Raw genomic sequence first — 19,888 nt, 5'->3', positions numbered from 1 at the left:
TGACTTTAGCCCGAACCTGCTATTCGATGATTTCACAGTCGGCTAACCCCCAGTCATTCAGCTGGGTTTTCCTCCGCATGGGAAACCCATTGTCATGACGGTGGGCCAAGTTCTCAATCGCTATTATGTGGTCGGCAAAACCGATTGCGGCCGGCGCCGCGATCACAATGAGGACACCATACTGATTAACCATGCCGATGGTCTGATTTTGCTGGCCGACGGCATGGGTGGACACCAGTACGGCGACAAAGCCAGTTTTGAGGCCACCCAATTAGTCAACCAATTGGCCAAAAAGTATTTAGCCGACAATCGCAACCCGCAAAAACCGCCCGGATTTTGGGAAAAGCTGGCCGCGATATGGCACAAATCCGCACACGCGGATCAACTAAGACGACTCGAGACACACAGTCAAATTATCGCCGACATCCTGGTTCAAACCAATCAAGCCATTTATAACTTGAATCAGGAGGCGCAAATGATAGACAGCAACGGCATGGGAACCACGCTGGTCGGATGCAAATTTTACGCCACGCAGGCCAAAATGCATGTGTTCCATGTTGGCGACAGCCGGCTGTATCGTTGGCGGGACGATCAATTGATCCAAGTCACCAAGGACCATTCGGCCTATCAAATTTGGCTGGATAACGGTCAAATCGGTCAGCCACCCCGTTCCAACATCATCCTGCAGGGCATTGGTCCCAACCCAACGGTCAAACCCGCCGTGCAAATTTTGGATATTGCCGCCAGCGATAGTTTTTTATTGTGTTCGGACGGATTGACCGATATGGTCGAAGATGTTGTGATAGCAACCACCATCAAAGGTGTTTGCAAAGATAATATCGAGCAGAAAGCCCAACAGTTAATCGATCTCGCCAACCAGAATGGCGGCTCCGATAATATCTCGGTTATTTTGATTTGCCAATAAGACTTTATTCTTCCACAAATTTCAATAACAGCTTTTTAATAATAATGCTGTCGTCATTGCTTAATTTGCTTTGAGTATTTAAGCTCTGACCGTTCAATTTGACCAAGCTGTATTTTCTAGGAAACAGATAATAATTATTGCCGATGCGCGAAATTTCGGCGACCAGTTTTGGCGTAAACCAGCCACCCACGCGAATATCGCTCAACTTGCTGTTGCCGATAGCATAACTGTCCTTATTCAATAATAATTTATTAATATTGCGCCTTTCGCCATGTACCAGTAAATAACAATTACTGGTGTTGGCTTGGCTGGTACTGGATGGATTGTTTCCCACCATGACGGTCCTATCGCTATCGTCGCTTTGATAAGTATTGGAGACCGACCCGACCCTGCTGCGCTCTCTGGCAAATTTTAAATCGTGCTTGCAAATGCTGATGGTATCGCCGAATTTTATTTTTTGTTTACCCAGCACTTTACCCCCATTTAAATAGGTACCATTCGTGCTGTTTAAATCCTCGATAAACCATTCATTATCTTGCCGGGTAATAACGGCATGCAGTAAGGAAACGCCTTTGTTATCGATTTGAATGGGGTTATAACTGGCCCGACCTATACTAGCGGAGTTATTCTCGATTTCAACCGTATTTCTTAGTGCGCTATTAAAATAGACTTCAATAAAACTCATCAGGCTTACCCCTTGTTCATATCGGATTTTATCTTATACCTGAATGGCGGGGCACAAAAGCAAATATTGCCCGATTGGCATGCATACGCTATTAATCCGGCAACAGCCTGTAATTAGCTTGCAGGCTAAACTGGCCTCCCGGCTGAACCTTAATCAGATCGAATGCAACATTCCCCGCCTCAACGCAGATAAACCGCTGATAATCCGCATCCGCCAAATCCGGCATTTTTTTGGACGTTTTCGACCAGGGATTCCACACCACCGCCGTGCTGGTATTGGGCGAGTCGATGTGGATACGGCGCTTCAACAGCGGATCGACAATCACCAAGTTATTGCGGGCTTCAACATAAACCCTATCCACTTCCTTGGTGACGGTAACGATTCCTTTCTGAGTTTTCTGGGTACCATGATCCAGTTTATCGAAGTAATCGCAGCCGTCCAGACCTAATATTTTCACCCGTTTGATATTGCCGATCCGAAAATAACTATGAAACGCCTGGGTAATGGAAAAGGGCTGATCACCGGTATTAAAAGTGGTCAGCTTCAATTGCAGACTTGGGCCTATACTGATATCCAACAGCAACATAAACGGCTGCCGCCAGGTATTCTCCTGTTTAAAGCTTTCGTTGAACTGCAGACTGACTTTAGTCTCGCTATCGCTAATGGCTTCCGTCCTAGCCAACCGCCAAAAATGATTCCGCACGAAACCGTGATTGGGTCGTTGCAAACCTTTCGGGTCCGGCCCAAACCAAGGCCAACACACCGGAATACCGCCGCGTATTGCCTTGCCTGCCGCATAGGCCGATTGTTCGCTAAGAAACAACACATCCTCGGCTTGATCCATGGGCTGAAACGACAACACCTGTCCGCCGTAAATCGAAATTAAAGCCTTGGCACTGCCATTGCTGATTTTAATCATCGGCATACCGCCCTGGCCTGGAATAACTTCCAGTTGCTGGGCTATTCCGAATTCACTGTTTAACTGCTGAATATCCATGAACCTGCTGTAGTAATAACTGTTAATTTAATTTCGAAATGTCACGTAACCGCTATCGCGGCAACGTGACCTACCTGGCTTCATCAGGGTCTCCCAGCAAAATTTGTTTGTATGCCGACGCAGGGCGTCTAAGGCTGCATTCCCACGCGGAACGTGGGAACGATGTCATGAATGTCAAACTATGCCGTGGTTAATCCCGTTATGCCGCGCCGAGCACCGGAGGTTTTGGCAGAATTAGCCCGAAGGGGCGATGCAAGGATGCATCGCGTTGCTTGCAGGGGCTGGGAGGCCCCTTCAAGCAATCTCTGACAAAAGCTACGGCGCACAGGATCAACGCGGCATCCGGGTCGCCTTTTCTTTGGATACTTTCTTTTGGCGAATCAAAAGAAAGTATCCCGCCCGCCGGTGCGGGAACCGGCATTAAATCAGGCATCGAGATAGCGAAACATTGTTTCTACGTTGACTCAGAGCGGCTAAAGCTGTGTTCCCACGTAAAGCGAGACTGTGAAACAATTCAGACTTCTCTTTAAGCAAGCGAGATTGCTCAGACTTTAGGTAGACATTTTCCTTCTGAAGTTGATCAAGCTCTTTTCGTAGTGATAACAACTCCATGGCACCTTGATCTAAATGCTTATTCGACTCTTCAATATACCCATTCCAAACTCCAAGATCGGATAGTTGTAGTTTCGTAGCTTTAAGCCAAGGTGCTTTACGTCCATTTTCATCTTCAATTTGCAAGATAGGTTCAATACCAAGATGATCAAAGATAGCGTTGCGTTTGCCCAAGTGTTCTAGAAATTTCTGGTGTTGTTCATTCTTGTATCTCCGCTCAGAAATGCGTGAATTTAGTTGTGACGCCAATAGCACCGCCTAAGACAGTAAGTACAATGTTTGATAATTCGATATCTACAGCCACCTATCTTTAATCTGTCATAAAAAAACACAACATATCACCAGGTTGGCGGATTGCTTAACGAGACTCAACCCAACTTTATCCCCCCAAAATACCGTTCCAAATCAATCCGGATCGGCATGAAATACACATTCAAGCCGGCTGCGGCCGCCGAGGCGATTACACTATTGGCAAACTCGACGTTCCAGTCGTAATCCGGCCGGAAACTCTTAGGAAACTTAACCTTGTTTTTGACTTCCCAGTAGTTCATCGAAGCCTGAGTGGTAATGGGGCTGATGCCGATATAGGTTTCCAGACCTTGCATGTGCTCGGCGTAAATTTCTATCAAGCGGTGATCGTAGAACGGCTGTGAGAAAAACCCCATGGCACCGGCTTCGGCTTTGCGCTGGGTATAATCGCATTCATCCTGCAGGCCTTGCCGGTGAGGGTCGAAGCCGGCATAGATATTCAAAGCGGGAAACCGCTGGCGTACTACCCGAATCAAATCGACCAGGTCGGTATTATAGTAAGCCCGCTTCAAACCCTCCGGCGGATCGCCGGATACCAGCAGTACGCTATCCAGCTGAAAGTTTTCGATAATGCGAAACAATTCGCCGCCGTCGATTTTGAAATCGATGGCGCGAAAATGCGGAATAAAGCGAAATTTACCGCGGTCGATGCGGGCAGCCAGTTCCCAGCTGCGGGTGTCGAAGCGCTGAATGTCCGGCACGTTAATGATATTGATACCGTCATCCAGCTGTTGTACGAAGGCATATTGCGTGTCAAAAGCTTCCAGGCTTCTGGGTACTATTTCAAACGAGATATTCATTTTGTAGGCTATTCCACCGTCACGGATTTGGCCAGATTGCGCGGCTGATCAACATCGGTACCTTTCAATACCGCCACGTGATAGGACAACAGCTGCAGCGGTATGGTGTAGATGATCGGCGAAATGATGTTGGCGACACTGGGCATCTTGATGATTTGTACGTTTTCGTCGCCGGCGTCCGCTAATGTTTCATCCATAAATACGATCAACTGACCGCCACGAGCGCTGACTTCCTGAATATTGGACCTGAGTTTTTCCAGCAGGTTGTTATTCGGCGCCACGGTGACGACCGGCATTTCGGCGTCGATTAGCGCCAACGGACCATGTTTCAATTCACCGGCGGGGTAAGCTTCGGCGTGAATGTAGGAAATTTCCTTCAACTTCAGCGAACCTTCCATCGCTATCGGATAATGCGTGCCTCGCCCCAGAAACAGGGCATTTTGTTTATCGGCAAACCGCTGCGACAGCACTTCTATGGTTTCATCCAGCTTCAAAACCTTTTCTATGTTGCCCGGCAAACCGAACAACTCGGACACGATTTTCTCTTCCATTTCCTGGCTTAATTCAAAGCGGCGGCCGATCGCAATCAGCAGCATCAGCAGCGCCACCAATTGCGTAGTGAAGGCCTTAGTGGAAGCAACGCCGATTTCCGGACCGGCGCGGGTCATCATCACCAGCTCGGATTCTCTGACTAACGAGCTTTCCGGTACATTGCAGATTACCAGTGAATGTTTGACGCCCAGTTTCTTGGCTTCCTGCAAGGCGGCCAAGGTGTCGGCGGTTTCGCCGGATTGGGAAATGGTGACCACTAGTGTGTTGGGGGAGATCACCGGGTTGCGGTAACGGAATTCGCTGGCAACCTCGATAGAACACGGTACACGCGCGTATTTTTCAAACCAATAGCGTGCCACAAGTCCCGAGTGATAGCTGGTACCGCAGGCTAAAATCAATACGGATTTGATTTGGTCGAATACCTCGGCAGCATTATGGCCGAATGCGGTGTCTTGCAGCTTGTTGTTGACGAAGCGACCTTCCAGGGTTTCCGAAACCGCCCAGGCTTGCTCATAAATTTCCTTCAGCATGTAATGGCGGTATTTGCCTTTATCGACCGAGTCGGCTTTTAACTGGCTCTCGATAACCGGCCGCACCACGCGTTTGCCGTGTTCATCCTGAATACTGGCGCCGTTAATGGTCAATTCGGCAATATCGCCGTCTTCCAGAAAAATGAACCGTTGGGTAACCGGTAGCAGGGCGGCAATGTCCGAGGCGATAAAATATTCGCCTATACCGATACCGATCACCAAGGGGCTGCCTTTACGGCAAGCAATCAAAATATCGGGCTGATCCGCATGCACCACACCCAATGCATATGCCCCCTGCAAGGTCGCGATGGTGCTTTTTACGGCTGCCAACAAATCATCGTCGGTTTGCAATTCCTGGGCTATTTTATGCACGATGACTTCGGTATCCGTTTCCGAAGTGAAAACATAGCCGTCTTGCTGCAGAGCGGTGCGCAAGTGATCGTGGTTTTCGATGATGCCGTTATGCACCACCGCCACTTTATCCTTGCTGACATGCGGATGGGCGTTCTGAGTGCTGGGCTTGCCGTGCGTGGCCCAGCGGGTATGGGCAATACCGACGTTACCGGCGATGGGATCGGCGGCTATCAGGGCTTCCAAGCCCTTAACCTTGCCCAATTCTCTTTTTCGAAATATTTCGCCCTGATTGACTACCGCCAACCCTGCCGAGTCATATCCTCTATATTCCAATCGTTTCAGCCCTTCAATTAGAATCGGCACTACGTTACGTTGTGCAATACCGGCGACGATGCCACACATATTATTTCTCCTGTTTTACCGGCCGCAGCCATCCTGGAATGGCGATCTGTTTGACGCGGCTCAGCGTCAGTTGGTCTGCCGGCGTATCTTTGGTAATCGTTGAACCAGCACCAATAGTAGCATTTTTTCCCACCGTAACCGGCGCAACCAATTGCGTGTCGGAACCGATGAATGCGCCGTCTTTAATGATGGTCTTGAATTTGTTGACGCCATCGTAATTACAGGTAATGGTGCCGGCGCCGACGTTGACCTTGCTGCCGATTTCGCTATCACCGATGTAACTTAAATGGTTAATTTTACTGCCGCTGGCCACAGTGGTTTTTTTAACCTCAACGAAGTTACCGATGTGCACCTGAGCGGCCAGTTCGGTTTGCGGCCTTAGTCGGGCGAAAGGTCCGATGCGGCTATCGGCACCTATCTTGGTATCTTCTATCACGCAATTAGCTAATATTTCCACGCCATCGGCAATAGTGGCGTTTTTGATCAGGCAATTGGGGCCGATTTTAACGTGCGAACCTATGGAGTTGACACCTTCAAATACCACATTGACATCGACATCGATATCCTGGCCCAAACCGGCAAATGTGCCTCGCACGTCGATCCGGCCTGGATCACGCAGGGTCATGCCTTTTTCCATCAGCATTTCGGCCTGTTCGAGCTGATACACTCGTTCCAGGTGTGCAAGTTGACTGCGATTATTGACCCCCAAGACTTCATCGGCGCTATTGGCCTGGCTGGTCTCTATAGTCAGACCGTCATCCACCGCCATTTCAATGATATCGGTCAGATAATATTCATTTTGCGCATTATTATTGCTCAGCCTGGACAACCAATTTTTCAATTGCTTGCCCTTACAAGCCAGTATACCGGTATTGCCTTCGCTAATTTGCAACTCGGCTTCGTTGGCATCTTTTTGCTCAACTATTTTAATCACCGCATGATCTTTGTCCCGTACGATACGGCCATAGCCGCTGGGGTCGTCCAACGTCACGGTTAAGAGCGCCAACGAGGTTGCGCTAACCTTGCCTAATAAGGTCTGTATGGTCTTGGCTTTCAATAATGGCACATCGCCGTATAGCACTAAAACGGTGTCGACGTCTTCCACGTGGTGAATGGCTTGCTGGACGGCGTGACCGGTACCCAATTGCTGTCGTTGCTCTATCCAGGTCGCCTGGAAATGTTCGAGAGTTTGTTTGACTGTTTCGCCGCCATGGCCGTAAATGATGTATACATCGTTGTCCTGCAGTGCCAAGCTGGTTTCATAGACATGTTGCAACAAGGCTTTATTGGCAATTTCATGCAACACTTTCGGACGGGATGAACGCATACGCGTACCCTGGCCCGCTGCCAGGATGATGGTTTTTATCGACATGCCTTAGTCCTTTGCCCTCAGGGGCATCAATAAACAAAAAAGCCCGATGACGCAGGCGTTATCGGGCTTATATATTTACGAGATTAATTATTATGATCCACGCTTTCTTAATCTTTCCAACGTTCTTAACTGCATGACAGCTTCGGCCAATTGCGCCTGAGCCCTTGCATAATCAATTTTGCCGGATTTATCATTCAACATTTCCTCGGCACGCGCCTTGGCTTGCAAAGCCTGCGCCTCATCAATATCGTGCGCGCGGATGGCGGTATCGGCCAACACGGTCACCACGTGAGGTTGCACTTCCAGCAAACCACCGGAAATATAAAACTCCTGGCTTTCCTTATCACTGATTTTTACCCGCACTTCACCGGGTTTTAGCTTGGTGATAAGCGGGGCGTGGCGTGGCGCAATACCCACCTCACCCAGTTCCGCGGGCGCAAACAGCATCTCGGCCAAGCCTGAGTATACTTCTTGCTCCGCGCTGACGATGTCAACGTGAATGGTCATGGCCATATCCTATTTCTCCACATCATAAAAGGATTACATGCCTTTGGCTTTTTCGATGGCTTCATCTATGGTACCAACCATGTAAAACGCTTGTTCCGGCAGACTGTCGTAATCTCCATTAATAATGCCTTTGAAACCGGCGATGGTTTCTTTCAGTGAAACGTATTTGCCGGGTGAACCGGTAAATACTTCCGCGACGAAAAAAGGCTGCGACAAGAAACGTTGAATTTTACGGGCCCGGGATACAGTCAATTTATCTTCTTCAGACAATTCGTCCATACCCAAAATGGCAATAATGTCGCGCAATTCCTTGTAACGTTGCAGAATACCTTGAACGGAACGGGCTGTGTCGTAATGCTCCTGCCCGATAACCAATGGATCCAGCTGACGGCTGGTAGAGTCCAAAGGATCAATAGCAGGGTAAATACCTAGCTCGGCGATTTGGCGGGACAATACCACGGTCGCATCCAAATGCGCGAAAGTCGTCGCGGGCGAAGGATCTGTCAAGTCATCCGCAGGTACGTATACCGCTTGGATAGAGGTAATGGAACCGGTTTTGGTAGAGGTGATACGCTCTTGCAGAACACCCATTTCCTCGGCCAGAGTAGGCTGATAACCTACCGCGGACGGCATACGGCCCAACAGCGCTGATACTTCGGTACCGGCCAGTGTATATCGATAAATGTTGTCGACGAAGAACAGTACATCACGACCTTCATCACGGAAAAATTCCGCCATGGTCAGACCGGTCAACGCCACCCGCAACCGGTTGCCCGGCGGCTCGTTCATTTGGCCGTAAACCAGCGATACCTTGTCGATAACGTTGGAATCGGTCATCTCGTGATAGAAGTCGTTACCTTCACGAGTTCGCTCACCGACACCGGCGAATACCGAGTAACCGCTGTGCTCGATCGCGATGTTACGGATCAATTCCATCATGTTAACGGTTTTACCTACACCGGCACCACCGAACAGACCGACTTTACCGCCTTTGGCAAACGGGCACACCAAATCGATAACCTTGATCCCGGTTTCCAGTAGTTCGTTGGCTGGCGCTTGTTCGTCATACGCGGGCGCATCACGATGGATAACCCATTTTTCTTTTTCGCCGATTGGACCTTTTTCGTCGATGGCTTCACCCAGCACGTTCATGATACGGCCCAGTGTCTCTTGTCCAACAGGAACTTTGATCGCATCACCGGTGTTGGTGACTTCGATACCACGGCTTAATCCGTCGGTCGTTCCCATTGCAATGGTACGAACTACGCCGTCACCCAATTGCTGTTGAACTTCCAGCACCAATCCACCTTTTACATTCAGCGCATCGTATACTTTCGGCAGGTTATCGCGTGGAAATTCCACGTCTACGACCGCTCCAATAATCTGAACGATTTTACCCAAACTCATTGTGTCGTCCTCTTTAAAAATCTATCTAAAACTTGTGAAATGCGTTAAACAGCTGCGGCGCCGGCAACAATTTCCGAAATTTCCTGCGTAATGGCCGCTTGTCTGGCTTTGTTGTACACAAGTTGCAATTCCTTGATGATGTTTCCAGCATTGTCGGAAGCACTTTTCATTGCAACCATGCGAGCCGCCTGTTCGCAGGCATTGTTTTCGACCAGCCCTTGATAAACGATGGACTCGACATATCGCTGCAGCAAATGGTCCAGAACTTCCTTGGCGCCGGGCTCGTACAAATAATCCCAGCATCCACTTAAGTCGTCTTCCAAATCCCCAGCTACCACCGGCAACAATTGCGTCATGACCGGTTTTTGGGTCATGGTGTTTACAAACTCATTATTGATGACGTGCAGTTGATCTATGCTGCCGTTTTCGTAACCATCCAACATGATCTTGATCACGCCGATAATGTCCATTTGATGCGGGGTATCGCCCAACTTAGCCACTTGGCCAATTACATTCGCATTGATATTGCTAAAAAAATTAGCTGCTTTACCGCCAACGGTGCAAATATCGATTTCAATATTGCGACTGTTCCATTGCTGCATCTGATTCAAAATAGTTCTGAATAGATTGGCATTCAAACCGCCACACAACCCTCTATCCGAGCTAACGACAATGATGCCGACCCGTTTTACCTCACGCACAATCATGTACGGATGTTTGTACTCCGGATTGGCGTGAGACAGATGATTGATGATCTGGCTAATTTTTTTGGAATAGGGCCGGGTCGCCTGCATGCGGTCTTTAGTTTTACGCATTTTACTCGCAGCCACCATTTCCATGGCGCGGGTGATCTTCTGAGTATTTTTAATACTTGCGATCTTGGTACGTATTTCTTTGCCAACAGCCATCGACTATCCTTTATTACCAGGTATTTGTTTTAATGAAACGCTCAATGGCACTGTGCAAACCATTTTTGATTTCATCGCTAAAGTCGCCTGTTTGATTGATTTTCGCCATCAAATCCGCTTCTTCTGATTTCATGAATGACAGCAGAGCCGATTCGAAGTCGCGCACTTTTTTGACTTCCAGACTATCCAGGAAGCCGGCATTGGCTGCATATAGAGAAACACCCATTTCCGCTACCGACATCGGTGCATATTGGTTTTGTTTCATCAGCTCGGTAACCCGCTGGCCGCGTTCGATTTGCTTACGTGTGCTTTCATCCAAATCGGATGCGAACTGCGCAAAGGCCGCCAACTCGCGGAATTGGGCCAAGTCGAGTCGAATACCGCCGCCCAGCTTTTTGATGATTTTGGTTTGCGCGGCGCCACCTACCCGAGATACGGACAGACCTGCATTCACCGCCGGACGAATACCGGAGTTGAATAAACCTGTTTCCAGGAAAATCTGACCATCGGTAATCGAAATCACGTTGGTCGGTACGAATGCTGATACGTCGCCGCCTTGAGTTTCGATGATCGGCAAGGCAGTCAACGAACCGGTTTTGCCTTTGACTTTGCCTTCGGTCAATTTTTCGACTTCAGCGGCATTAATACGGGCGGCACGTTCCAACAAGCGGGAATGGATATAGAACACGTCCCCTGGATACGCTTCGCGGCCCGGCGGACGGCGCAGCAACAGGGAAATTTGCCGGTAAGCCCAGGCTTGTTTGGTCAAATCGTCATAAATGATCAACGCGTCTTCGCCACGGTCGCGAAAATATTCACCCATCGAGCAGCCGGTATACGGTGCAATGAATTGCAGTGCGGCCGATTCCGATGCCGACGCCACAACAATGATGGTGTGCTCCATGGCACCATGCTCTTCCAATTTGCGAACCACGTTGGCAATGGATGAACGTTTTTGGCCGATGGCGACATAAATACATTTAATGCCGGTGCCTTTTTGATTGATGATGGCATCAACAGCAATCGCGGTTTTACCGGTTTGGCGGTCACCGATGATCAGCTCACGTTGGCCGCGTCCGACTGGAATCATGGAATCAATTGATTTCAGACCAATTTGTACCGGCTGATCGACCGATTGTCTGGCGATTACGCCCGGTGCAATTTTTTCGATGGGCGAAGATAAATTGGTATCAATTGCACCTTTGCCGTCTATGGGCTGACCCAATGCATCGACAACTCGGCCCAGCAAGGCTTCACCGACGGGCACTTCCAAAATTCTACCGGTACATTTAACGGTATCGCCTTCGGTAATATGTTGGTAGGCGCCCAGCATAACCACACCAACAGAATCTCTTTCCAGGTTTAAGGCCATGCCGTAAGAGCCGCCAGGAAATTCCAGCATTTCGCCCTGCATCGCGTCCGACAAACCATGCACGCGAACGATACCGTCAGTCACACTGACCACAGTACCTTCCGAGTGCGCCTCAACTTGGGCGTCGAAATTCTCGATCTTCTTCTTGATCAGATCACTTATTTCAGATGGATTTAATTGCATTTTATTTTCCCGATCTGGCTCTTAGAGCCTTTTGGCTAATTGATGAAGCTGGCCACTGATAGAACCGTCTATTACTTTATCGCCCGCCTTGGCAAGAATGCCGCCAATCAATGATTTATCGATTGACACCACTGCATTGACCTTTTTCATAAGCTGCTTTTCCAGCATGGCGACATATTTGTTCTGTTCAGCTTTTGTTAACGCATAGGCACTATAAAGATCGACATTAACGTAGCCTTCATCTTGAGCTTTATATTCTTCATACAAAGCCGAGATTTTCGGCAACAATTTCAATTTACCATTTTGAATTAACAATTTAAGTAAATTGACGACCTCGGCATCGACTTGATCCTGGCAAATATCCAGTAGCAGTTGCTGAATTTTTTCTTTGCTGATTCTAGGGTTATTGACGATTTCCGCCATATCCGCATCTTGAACAATCAAAGCCAAAAATTGCAGCGCTTCCGCCCATTTGCCTGCATTACCGGTCTCTTTTGCCCGCTTAAATGCAGCCTCGGCGTAGGGTCTTGCTAATGTCGCTAATTCAGTCATTGCTTACCCTAATTGTTCCGCGGTTCTGTTAAGAAGATCCTGATGCTTGGCTTTATCGATTTCTTCTTTCAAAATCTGTTCGGCAGCGCGTAAGGCCAAGGCAGACACTTCTTTGCGTAAATTTTCTCTGGCTTGCAGCATTTCCTGCTCGATCTGAGCCTTGGCTGCTTCCAATAAACGCTCGCCTTCTTTTTGGGCTTGCAATTTGGATTCTTCGACTAGTTCATTGGCACGCTTTTGGGCCAAGCTGACAATTTCAGCAGACTGATCCTTGGCTTCTTTCAAAACGCTTTTCGCTTTCTTTTCAGCCAGTTTGATTTCTTCCTGACCTTTCTCAGCCGCGGCCAGACCTTCCGCTATCTTTACTTTACGCTCTTCAAGCGCGGCAATGATAGGTGGCCAGATATACTTCATGGTCAACCAAACCAGAAGCGAAAACGTGATCATCTGCCCGATCAGAGTAGCATTGATACTCATTGATGGTTTCCTCGTTATGCTGTTGTCATTTGAATCTGTTAGCCGACTGCTATTTAAGCATTAGCGGTCGCTATTAAAGACAGGCGTCTTTACTGAACAGATCAATCTTTTTATCAACCTGCAGCAGATTGAACAGCTGAAAGGAATGGGTTTGCGAAGGTGAAGAATAATGCCATACCAACGCCGATCATAGATACCGCGTCAAGCAAACCGGCAACGATAAACATTTTAACCTGCAACATTGGAACTAATTCGGGTTGACGTGCAGCACCTTCCAGGAATTTACCGCCCAACAAACCAAAACCAATCGCGGTACCGATAGCGCCCAGACCCAAAATAATGCCAACTGCAATGACGGTGAAGCCTTGTACGTTGGCTACTAATGATGCGAGTTCCATAGTGTCTCCTAAATGTATATCAAATAATAAAAAAAATAGGTTGAGCTTTAGTGATCTTCATGCGCCAAGCTTAGATAAACGATGGTCAGAACCATGAATATAAAAGCTTGTAATGTGATAACTAAAATGTGAAAGATCGCCCACGGAAAGCCCAGCAATGGCTGTACAACCGGCGGCAATAAAGCAATCAGGATGAACACCAGCTCACCGGCGTACAGGTTACCGAATAACCGCAGTGCCAGCGAGATGGGTTTGGCAAGTTCTTCAACCACTTTCAACATCAGGTTAAATGGCATTAACCAAGGTCCAAAAGGCGTGCAAGTCATTTCCTTGATGAAACCAAAAACACCCTTGACCTTGATGCTGTAAAAGAAAATCAGGAAGAATACGCTTATAGATAGTGCGAATGTACCGTTCAAATCGGTACTCGGCACAACCCGCATGTATTCCATACCCATGACACTACCGATCATAGGCAATAAATCCACCGGTAGCATGTCCATGGCATTCCACAGAAAAACCCAGCAGAAAATCGTTAGTGCCAGCGGAGCAATCAATTCGCTACGTCCATGAAACGTATCCTTTACCTGCGTATCGACAAACTCGACTATCATTTCGGCAAAATTCTGGGCCAAGCCCGGTACGCCGGAGGTAGCCCTTTCCGCTACGGATTTAAAAAACCAGATAAACAATCCGCCCAATACCGCAGAAAAAAACAGGGTATCCAGATGCAATGTCCAAAATCCCTCGCCCACCGATAACGGTGTCAAGTGATGGACAATATAACCTGTAGCGCCACCTTCACTAGCCATTTTGCCTCGCAATAAAAACTAATCGCGCCAAAAAAATAACGCGAACCAAAAAACCGACAACACCGCCAGATAACCTATCAGCAGTGTTAAAAAATCAACAGATGAGATCTGTAAAACAATCGAAAAAAGCGCAGCCGTCAGGATAAGTTTAACTGCTTCGCCCGAATAAAACGCATTCAAGATGCCTTGCGGGTGCTTATGCCTGGCAAGATATATCTTGAATGCGAAATAACCATTGGGCAATAGCGCAACTCCGCAACCGAGAACAGGCGATAACGCGTATTTCCAACCGCCCATCATAAAAAAGCCCGATGCCACCAATGCAGCCATCAGGACTTGCACATACAATATTTTTCCGACAGTAGAAAATTGATTTTCGACTGCCATTTGAAACCCCTCGACTGTTAAGCGTTGCGATTATATCCAGCCCACAAACTTAAAGCAAGGAAGCGGGCTTTAAGCTTATTTTAAGTTAAGCCGTTTCGGCAACTATTGGCTTAATATCAACCCGCCCAATATTGGCTAGCCGCCTTTTTTCGATATCGCGACCGTGTCCAATCCCCGGTTTATAGAACAAATTACATGCCACTTAGTTAAACACTTGAATTAATTTGAAATTTCGAACTTACATTATGTCGCAAACCCTACAAACTCCGCAATGACCGCTACAACCCTGTTAATTTTGTTGTTTTTACCCCCACGGACTTACGTTTTAATTTATTTTTTTAATAATGCCTTCCAATTCTTCTAAACTGGTATAGCTGAATATCAATTTACCCTTACCGCTGTCCTGGTGACTGATCTCGACTTTTGCCCCGGTTCTTTCGCTCAATTCACGTTGTAAACGCAGTGTGTCCGGATCGATTTTTTTTACTGACCTGGGTTTTACTTCGTTTTGCTCGCGAACCAACTTTTCGACAGCCCGCACCGTCAAACCTTGCTTGACGGCTTTATGGGCAATCTCGATTTGCTTGGTCTCATCCAAACCTAACAAAGCCCGCGCATGCCCCATTTCCAGCAAACCTTTTCCAAGCATGTTTTTCACTTCAACCGCCAGCTCCAGCAATCTGAGCAAATTGGTGACCGTGGTACGCGACTTACCGACAGCGGCTGCGATTTGCTGATGAGTCAAATCAAACTCATCCTGCAAGCGCCTTAAGGCCTCTGCTTCTTCCAACGCGCTCAAGTCTTCGCGCTGGATATTTTCGATCAAGGCAATCGCCATTACAGTCCGATCGTCAATATCCTTGACCAGCACCGGCACTTCACGCAATTCAGCCAACTGCGCCGCGCGCCAACGCCGTTCGCCGGCAATGATTTCATACTTTTCGGCAGCGATTTTGCGCACGATAATGGGCTGAATAATACCTTGCGCGGCTATTGAATCCGATAATTCCTTTAACTTTTCCGGATCCATGTCCTTGCGCGGCTGATATTTGCCCCTTTGCATGAATTCGATAGGCAGGGTATGCACATCATGGGACTTCTCTTGAGCCGGCACAGCGGCAACATCGCCCAATAATTCACTTAAGCCGCGTCCTAAACCGCGTTTTTTTTGCATCATTTTTTCGCTGCTTTTTCTTTTCTGATCATCTCGCCGGCCAAGGCAATATATGCCACCGCGCCTCGCGAAGCTTTGTCATAAGCCAGAACCGATACACCGTGACTGGGCGCTTCGGCCAACCGGATATTTCTGGGAATGGTGGTTCTGAATACTTTGTCACCAAAATATTCGATTAATTGATCCGAGACATCCTTACCCAGACGGCTGCGGTTATCCACCATGGTTCTTAGAATACCTTCCAGCACCAAGCTCGGATTGACGGTATCGCGGATATTTCGCAAGGTCGCCATCAACGACGACAAACCTTCCAGCGAATAATATTCGCACTGCATCGGTATCAACACACTGTCGGCCGCCACCATCGCATTCAAAGTCAACATATTCAACGACGGCGGACAATCGATCAAAATGTAATCGTAATTATCCTTAATGGATAGCAGGGCATCGGCCAAACGCCGCTCGCGATGCTGGGCCGTCATCAATTGCACTTCGGCCGCGGTCAGGTCGGCATTGCCGGGAATCAAATCGAAGCCCAGCGCTTTATTTTTGAGTATGATTTCCGAAACCGGCACTTCTTCCAATAATAATTCGCAGCTGGAATATTCGATATCATCCTTGTTAACCCCGCAACCCATGGCGGCATTGCCTTGCGGGTCCAGATCCACCAATAGCACTTTACGCTTGGTGGCAGCCAACGCCGCCGCCAGATTAACGCTGGTCGTGGTTTTACCCACCCCGCCTTTTTGGTTGGTGACCGCGATAATCTTAGCCATACTTGCTTTTCTCCAGACAAATCAAACAACGCTCAGCCTCAATGCCGGGCACTGCCAAGGGTATTACCGTGTACCGCAAACTTATTTCCGCTAATTCCTGCTGAGGTATTTGCCCTTTCATAGCCAATAAAATACCGTCGTCAGCCAGCAGGTGGCCGGTTAAATCTAAAATATCCCCCATACTGGCGAAGGCGCGACTGATTACCGTGGAAAACAACTGCTGGGGTTTGAGCAATTCTACACGGCTATGCACCACTTCCACATTTTTCAGCTGTAATTCGAGTATCGCCTGTTGCACGAAGCGGGTTTTCTTGGAATTGGAATCGACCAAAGTGAAGTGACATTCCGGCATGCAGATGGCCAGCGGAATACCGGGCAATCCGGCTCCCGTGCCGATATCGGCAATCCGTGGCGCCTTGATATGCGGCAAAATGGCCAGACTATCCAGCAAATGCAGGCTCACCATCTCGATAGGGTCGCGTACCGCGGTCAGATTATATGCTTTATTCCATTTCTCAATCAGCTTGACGAACCGTAACAGCAGCGCTTGCCGCGACTCGTCAACAGCTAACTCCAAAGCCGCCAGACCTTGAAGCAGTTTTTCGCTACCGCGTTCCATCAAGCGCTTTTCTTCTTCAGATGCACCAACAACAGCGAAATCGCCGCCGGCGTAATCCCCGGAATCCGGGAGGCCTGACCCAGCGTTTCCGGACGTTGCCGTTTCAATTTTTCGCTCACTTCATTGGATAAACCAGACACCAAGCTGTAATCGACATTATCCGGCAATTTCAGATGCTCGTAGCGTTGGGTACGGTTGATTTCGGTTTGCTGTCTATCGATATAGCCTGCGTATTTGGCTTGTATCGCCACCTGTTCGGCGACTTGTTCGTCGATTTCGGCCTCGTCGCTAAATCGCAGCAGGTTTTCGACATCCACTTCCGGCCGCCGCAACATTTCCATCAGACTGGCTTCCTTCAGCAGCTTTTTGCCCCACACCTGCTCAGCCAGCGCGGCTTCGTCGGTTTCCGCCCTGATCCATTTTTTGGCCAGTTTACCTTGCAGATTAGCAATGGCTTCGCGTTTTGCTTCGAAGCGCCGCCAACGGGCATCGTCCACCAAACCTAGGCTGCGGCCTTGTTCGGTCAAGCGTAAATCGGCATTATCTTCCCGAAGTTGTAAGCGGTACTCCGCTCGACTGGTAAACATCCGATAAGGCTCGGCGGTGCCGCGCGTGATCAGGTCGTCTATCATCACGCCGATATAGGCTTCGTCACGCCCCGGACACCAGCTTTCCAAATCCCGCGCCAGCCGGGCGGCGTTCAACCCGGCAACCAGGCCTTGCGCGGCGGCTTCTTCGTAACCGGTGGTGCCGTTGATCTGACCGGCGAAGAACAAAGCGTTCATGTGTTTGGTTTCCAGCGAGGTTTTTAAATCGCGCGGATCGAAAAAGTCGTACTCAATCGCATAACCGGGCCGGACAATTTCGGCATGTTCGAAACCGGGCATGGTACGGATAAAGCGGTATTGAATATCGAACGGCAAACTGGTCGATATGCCGTTGGGATACACTTCGTTGGTGGTCAAACCTTCCGGCTCGACGAAAATTTGATGCGAATCACGTTCGGCAAAGCGCACCACCTTATCCTCGATCGATGGACAATAACGCGGCCCCACTCCTTCGATAATGCCGGAATACATCGGTGACCGATCCAGGCCGGAGCGGATGATGTCGTGAGTTTCGCTGTTGGTGCGGGTGATATGGCAACAGATCTGCCGCGGATGTTGCTCACGGTTACCCATGAATGAAAATACCGGTAGCGGCGTGTCGCCATGCTGTTCCTGCAATTTGCCGTAATCGATGCTACGGCCGTCGATACGCGGCGGGGTGCCGGTTTTTAAGCGGGCGATCCGGAACGGTAATTCGCGCAAGCGCTCCGCCAATGCAATCGACGCAGCATCACCGGCCCGGCCACCGCTGTAATTTTCCAGACCGATATGAATGCGGCCGGCCAAAAAAGTACCGGCGGTCAACACCACGGCTCTGGCATTAAACTCCAACCCCATTTGAGTCTTGACCCCCACTACCCGGTCACCCTCGACCAGCAAATCCGACACGGTTTGTTGAAACAAGGCCAGATTCGGCTGGTTTTCCAGCGCCGTCCGTACGGCCTGCTTATAAAGCATCCGGTCGGCCTGCGCCCGCGTCGCCCGCACCGCGGGGCCCTTGCTGGCGTTTAGGATCCGGAACTGAATGCCGCCCTTATCGACGGCTTGCGCCATAATACCGCCCAAGGCATCCACTTCCTTGACCAGATGTCCTTTGCCGATACCGCCTATGGCCGGATTGCAGCTCATTTGCCCTAAAGTTTCGATATTTTGCGTCAACAACAAGGTCTGCACACCCGTCCGCGCGGCTGCTAAAGCCGCCTCGGTTCCGGCGTGGCCACCGCCCACTACAATTACATCAAAGTCTTTCTGGAATTTCACTGGCAATCTATGTTCAAATAAACGGTTCGAAATAAATCGGCATTTTAATAGCTTATGGAGAAAAAAGCATGAGAAAACAAAACAAAGCCAAGGGCTTGTGTGATAAGCCCATAAAAAATCCGGTGGCGAAATTTGCCCACCAGTTTAACAAGACCCAGATCTTTAAAGATAAAAGCCGCTATCAACGTAAAGCCAAACACTCAGGCCTGGAGCCTTTCTCAATCCTTTCCAAGGAAATGATTGAGAAAGGCTCGGCTTTTGCCGCTAAAACCGCGCACTAAGGATTTCTAACTCTGTGAAAGCAACCATAGAAGATAAAGTTCAAACCCGAATTCCCACCAAACATGGGGAATTTATCCTGCATTACTACAGCAACAGCCTGGACGAAAAGGAACACGTCGCTTTTGTCAAGGGCGAAGTGGCCGGCAAGGATAACGTGCCGGTGCGCATCCACTCGGAATGTTTTACCGGCGACGTACTGGGTTCACGGCGCTGCGATTGCGGCGAACAACTTGATATGGCGCTGGATCTGATCAACCAAACCGGCTTCGGCGTGTTGATTTACATGCGGCAGGAAGGCCGCGGCATTGGCCTGCTGAAAAAACTGCAGGCCTATAATCTGCAGGACCAAGGTCTGGATACCGTCGACGCCAATATCAAACTGGGCCATCTGGCCGACGAACGCGAATATGACATTGCGGCGCTGATTCTGAATAGCCTGCAAGTGCATTCGATTGCGCTGATCACCAACAATCCGCAAAAAATCGACGAAATGACCATGCTGGGCATCCAGGTCAACGACCGTATTCCCATCGAAACCCATATCCATCTCGACAATCTCGGCTACTTGAAAACCAAAGTAGAGCGCATGCGTCATATTTTAAAAATGCCGGACAAAAAATAACACCTC

At 48.9% G+C, this 19,888-nt stretch carries 22 protein-coding genes; 3 read left to right on the top strand and 19 right to left on the bottom strand.

Translation table 11 applies throughout. The features are described 5' to 3' along the window. Positions 1-94: 94 nt before the first annotated feature. Positions 95-925: a protein phosphatase 2C domain-containing protein gene (locus M0R33_RS10795; protein ID WP_292568637.1), complete on the top strand. Its 831-nt coding sequence runs from the start codon at positions 95-97 to the stop codon at positions 923-925. A 4-nt stretch (positions 926-929) separates the two neighbouring features. Here the strand turns inward: M0R33_RS10795 and M0R33_RS10790 are convergent, their stop codons facing one another. The 19 genes from M0R33_RS10790 to mnmG form a co-directional block, all read right to left on the bottom strand. Continuing rightward, a complete protein-coding gene (locus M0R33_RS10790; protein WP_292568635.1) occupies positions 930-1,610 on the bottom strand; it encodes an FHA domain-containing protein in 681 nt (226 codons plus the stop codon). A gap of 91 nt (positions 1,611-1,701) precedes the next feature. Then, a complete protein-coding gene (locus M0R33_RS10785) occupies positions 1,702-2,607 on the bottom strand; it encodes a D-hexose-6-phosphate mutarotase (protein ID WP_292568633.1) in 906 nt (301 codons plus the stop codon). Positions 2,608-3,027: 420 nt separating this feature from the next. Next, positions 3,028-3,468, bottom strand: a complete 441-nt coding sequence (locus tag M0R33_RS10780) for a hypothetical protein (RefSeq protein ID WP_292568632.1) — start codon at positions 3,466-3,468, stop codon at positions 3,028-3,030. Between the two features lie 119 nt (positions 3,469-3,587). Continuing rightward, a complete protein-coding gene (locus M0R33_RS10775) occupies positions 3,588-4,328 on the bottom strand; it encodes a methylenetetrahydrofolate reductase (RefSeq protein WP_292568630.1) in 741 nt (246 codons plus the stop codon). A gap of 8 nt (positions 4,329-4,336) precedes the next feature. Beyond that, on the bottom strand, positions 4,337-6,166 hold the full coding sequence (gene glmS / locus M0R33_RS10770) for a glutamine--fructose-6-phosphate transaminase (isomerizing) (protein ID WP_292568628.1): 1,830 nt from the start codon (positions 6,164-6,166) through the stop codon (positions 4,337-4,339). A gap of 1 nt (position 6,167) precedes the next feature. Next, positions 6,168-7,538, bottom strand: a complete 1,371-nt coding sequence (gene glmU, locus M0R33_RS10765) for a bifunctional UDP-N-acetylglucosamine diphosphorylase/glucosamine-1-phosphate N-acetyltransferase GlmU (RefSeq protein WP_292568626.1) — start codon at positions 7,536-7,538, stop codon at positions 6,168-6,170. Positions 7,539-7,628: 90 nt separating this feature from the next. After that, entirely contained in the window at positions 7,629-8,051 is a 423-nt protein-coding gene (locus M0R33_RS10760) for a F0F1 ATP synthase subunit epsilon (RefSeq protein ID WP_292568624.1), read from the bottom strand. Positions 8,052-8,078: 27 nt separating this feature from the next. Then, a complete protein-coding gene (gene atpD / locus M0R33_RS10755; protein WP_292568622.1) occupies positions 8,079-9,452 on the bottom strand; it encodes a F0F1 ATP synthase subunit beta in 1,374 nt (457 codons plus the stop codon). A 44-nt stretch (positions 9,453-9,496) separates the two neighbouring features. After that, positions 9,497-10,360 (bottom strand): F0F1 ATP synthase subunit gamma, encoded by an 864-nt coding sequence (gene atpG, locus M0R33_RS10750; RefSeq protein ID WP_292568620.1) that lies wholly within the window; start codon positions 10,358-10,360, stop codon positions 9,497-9,499. Between the two features lie 13 nt (positions 10,361-10,373). Beyond that, on the bottom strand, positions 10,374-11,915 hold the full coding sequence (atpA, locus tag M0R33_RS10745; RefSeq protein WP_292568619.1) for a F0F1 ATP synthase subunit alpha: 1,542 nt from the start codon (positions 11,913-11,915) through the stop codon (positions 10,374-10,376). A 21-nt stretch (positions 11,916-11,936) separates the two neighbouring features. Further along, positions 11,937-12,467, bottom strand: coding sequence for a F0F1 ATP synthase subunit delta (locus M0R33_RS10740; protein WP_292568617.1), 531 nt, complete (start codon positions 12,465-12,467; stop codon positions 11,937-11,939). A 3-nt stretch (positions 12,468-12,470) separates the two neighbouring features. After that, a complete protein-coding gene (locus M0R33_RS10735) occupies positions 12,471-12,944 on the bottom strand; it encodes a F0F1 ATP synthase subunit B (protein WP_292568615.1) in 474 nt (157 codons plus the stop codon). Between the two features lie 113 nt (positions 12,945-13,057). Further along, positions 13,058-13,342, bottom strand: coding sequence for a F0F1 ATP synthase subunit C (atpE, locus tag M0R33_RS10730; protein ID WP_013821063.1), 285 nt, complete (start codon positions 13,340-13,342; stop codon positions 13,058-13,060). Between the two features lie 47 nt (positions 13,343-13,389). Further along, positions 13,390-14,154, bottom strand: a complete 765-nt coding sequence (gene atpB, locus M0R33_RS10725; protein ID WP_292568612.1) for a F0F1 ATP synthase subunit A — start codon at positions 14,152-14,154, stop codon at positions 13,390-13,392. Positions 14,155-14,172: 18 nt separating this feature from the next. Continuing rightward, positions 14,173-14,541, bottom strand: coding sequence for an ATP synthase subunit I (locus tag M0R33_RS10720; RefSeq protein ID WP_292568610.1), 369 nt, complete (start codon positions 14,539-14,541; stop codon positions 14,173-14,175). 325 nt (positions 14,542-14,866) lie between these two features. Next, positions 14,867-15,718: a ParB/RepB/Spo0J family partition protein gene (locus M0R33_RS10715; RefSeq protein ID WP_292568608.1), complete on the bottom strand. Its 852-nt coding sequence runs from the start codon at positions 15,716-15,718 to the stop codon at positions 14,867-14,869. Next, the gene (locus M0R33_RS10710; protein ID WP_292568607.1) at positions 15,715-16,491 is read right to left on the bottom strand and encodes a ParA family protein; all 777 of its coding nucleotides are present in this window, start codon (positions 16,489-16,491) and stop codon (positions 15,715-15,717) included. The genes M0R33_RS10715 and M0R33_RS10710 overlap by 4 nt, the downstream gene beginning before the upstream one ends. Further along, positions 16,484-17,110 carry a 16S rRNA (guanine(527)-N(7))-methyltransferase RsmG gene (rsmG, locus tag M0R33_RS10705; RefSeq protein ID WP_292568605.1) on the bottom strand — a complete coding sequence of 209 codons (627 nt, stop codon included), beginning with the start codon at positions 17,108-17,110 and terminating at the stop codon, positions 16,484-16,486. Before rsmG ends, M0R33_RS10710 begins: the two co-directional genes overlap by 8 nt. Then, a complete protein-coding gene (gene mnmG / locus M0R33_RS10700) occupies positions 17,110-18,978 on the bottom strand; it encodes a tRNA uridine-5-carboxymethylaminomethyl(34) synthesis enzyme MnmG (protein ID WP_292568603.1) in 1,869 nt (622 codons plus the stop codon). The genes rsmG and mnmG overlap by 1 nt, the downstream gene beginning before the upstream one ends. A gap of 68 nt (positions 18,979-19,046) precedes the next feature. Between mnmG and M0R33_RS10695 the strand changes: the two genes are divergently transcribed. Both M0R33_RS10695 and ribA read left to right on the top strand, forming a co-directional pair. Further along, on the top strand, positions 19,047-19,259 hold the full coding sequence (locus M0R33_RS10695) for a hypothetical protein (protein WP_292568601.1): 213 nt from the start codon (positions 19,047-19,049) through the stop codon (positions 19,257-19,259). A 14-nt stretch (positions 19,260-19,273) separates the two neighbouring features. Further along, entirely contained in the window at positions 19,274-19,882 is a 609-nt protein-coding gene (ribA, locus tag M0R33_RS10690) for a GTP cyclohydrolase II (protein WP_292568600.1), read from the top strand. Positions 19,883-19,888 lie beyond the last annotated feature (6 nt).

The organism is Methylomonas sp., from assembly GCF_023228165.1.
Classification (GTDB): Bacteria; Pseudomonadota; Gammaproteobacteria; order Methylococcales; family Methylomonadaceae; genus Methylomonas.
Note: the sequence above shows the minus strand (reverse complement) of the source record. Positions and strands in the feature narration are given on the sequence as shown.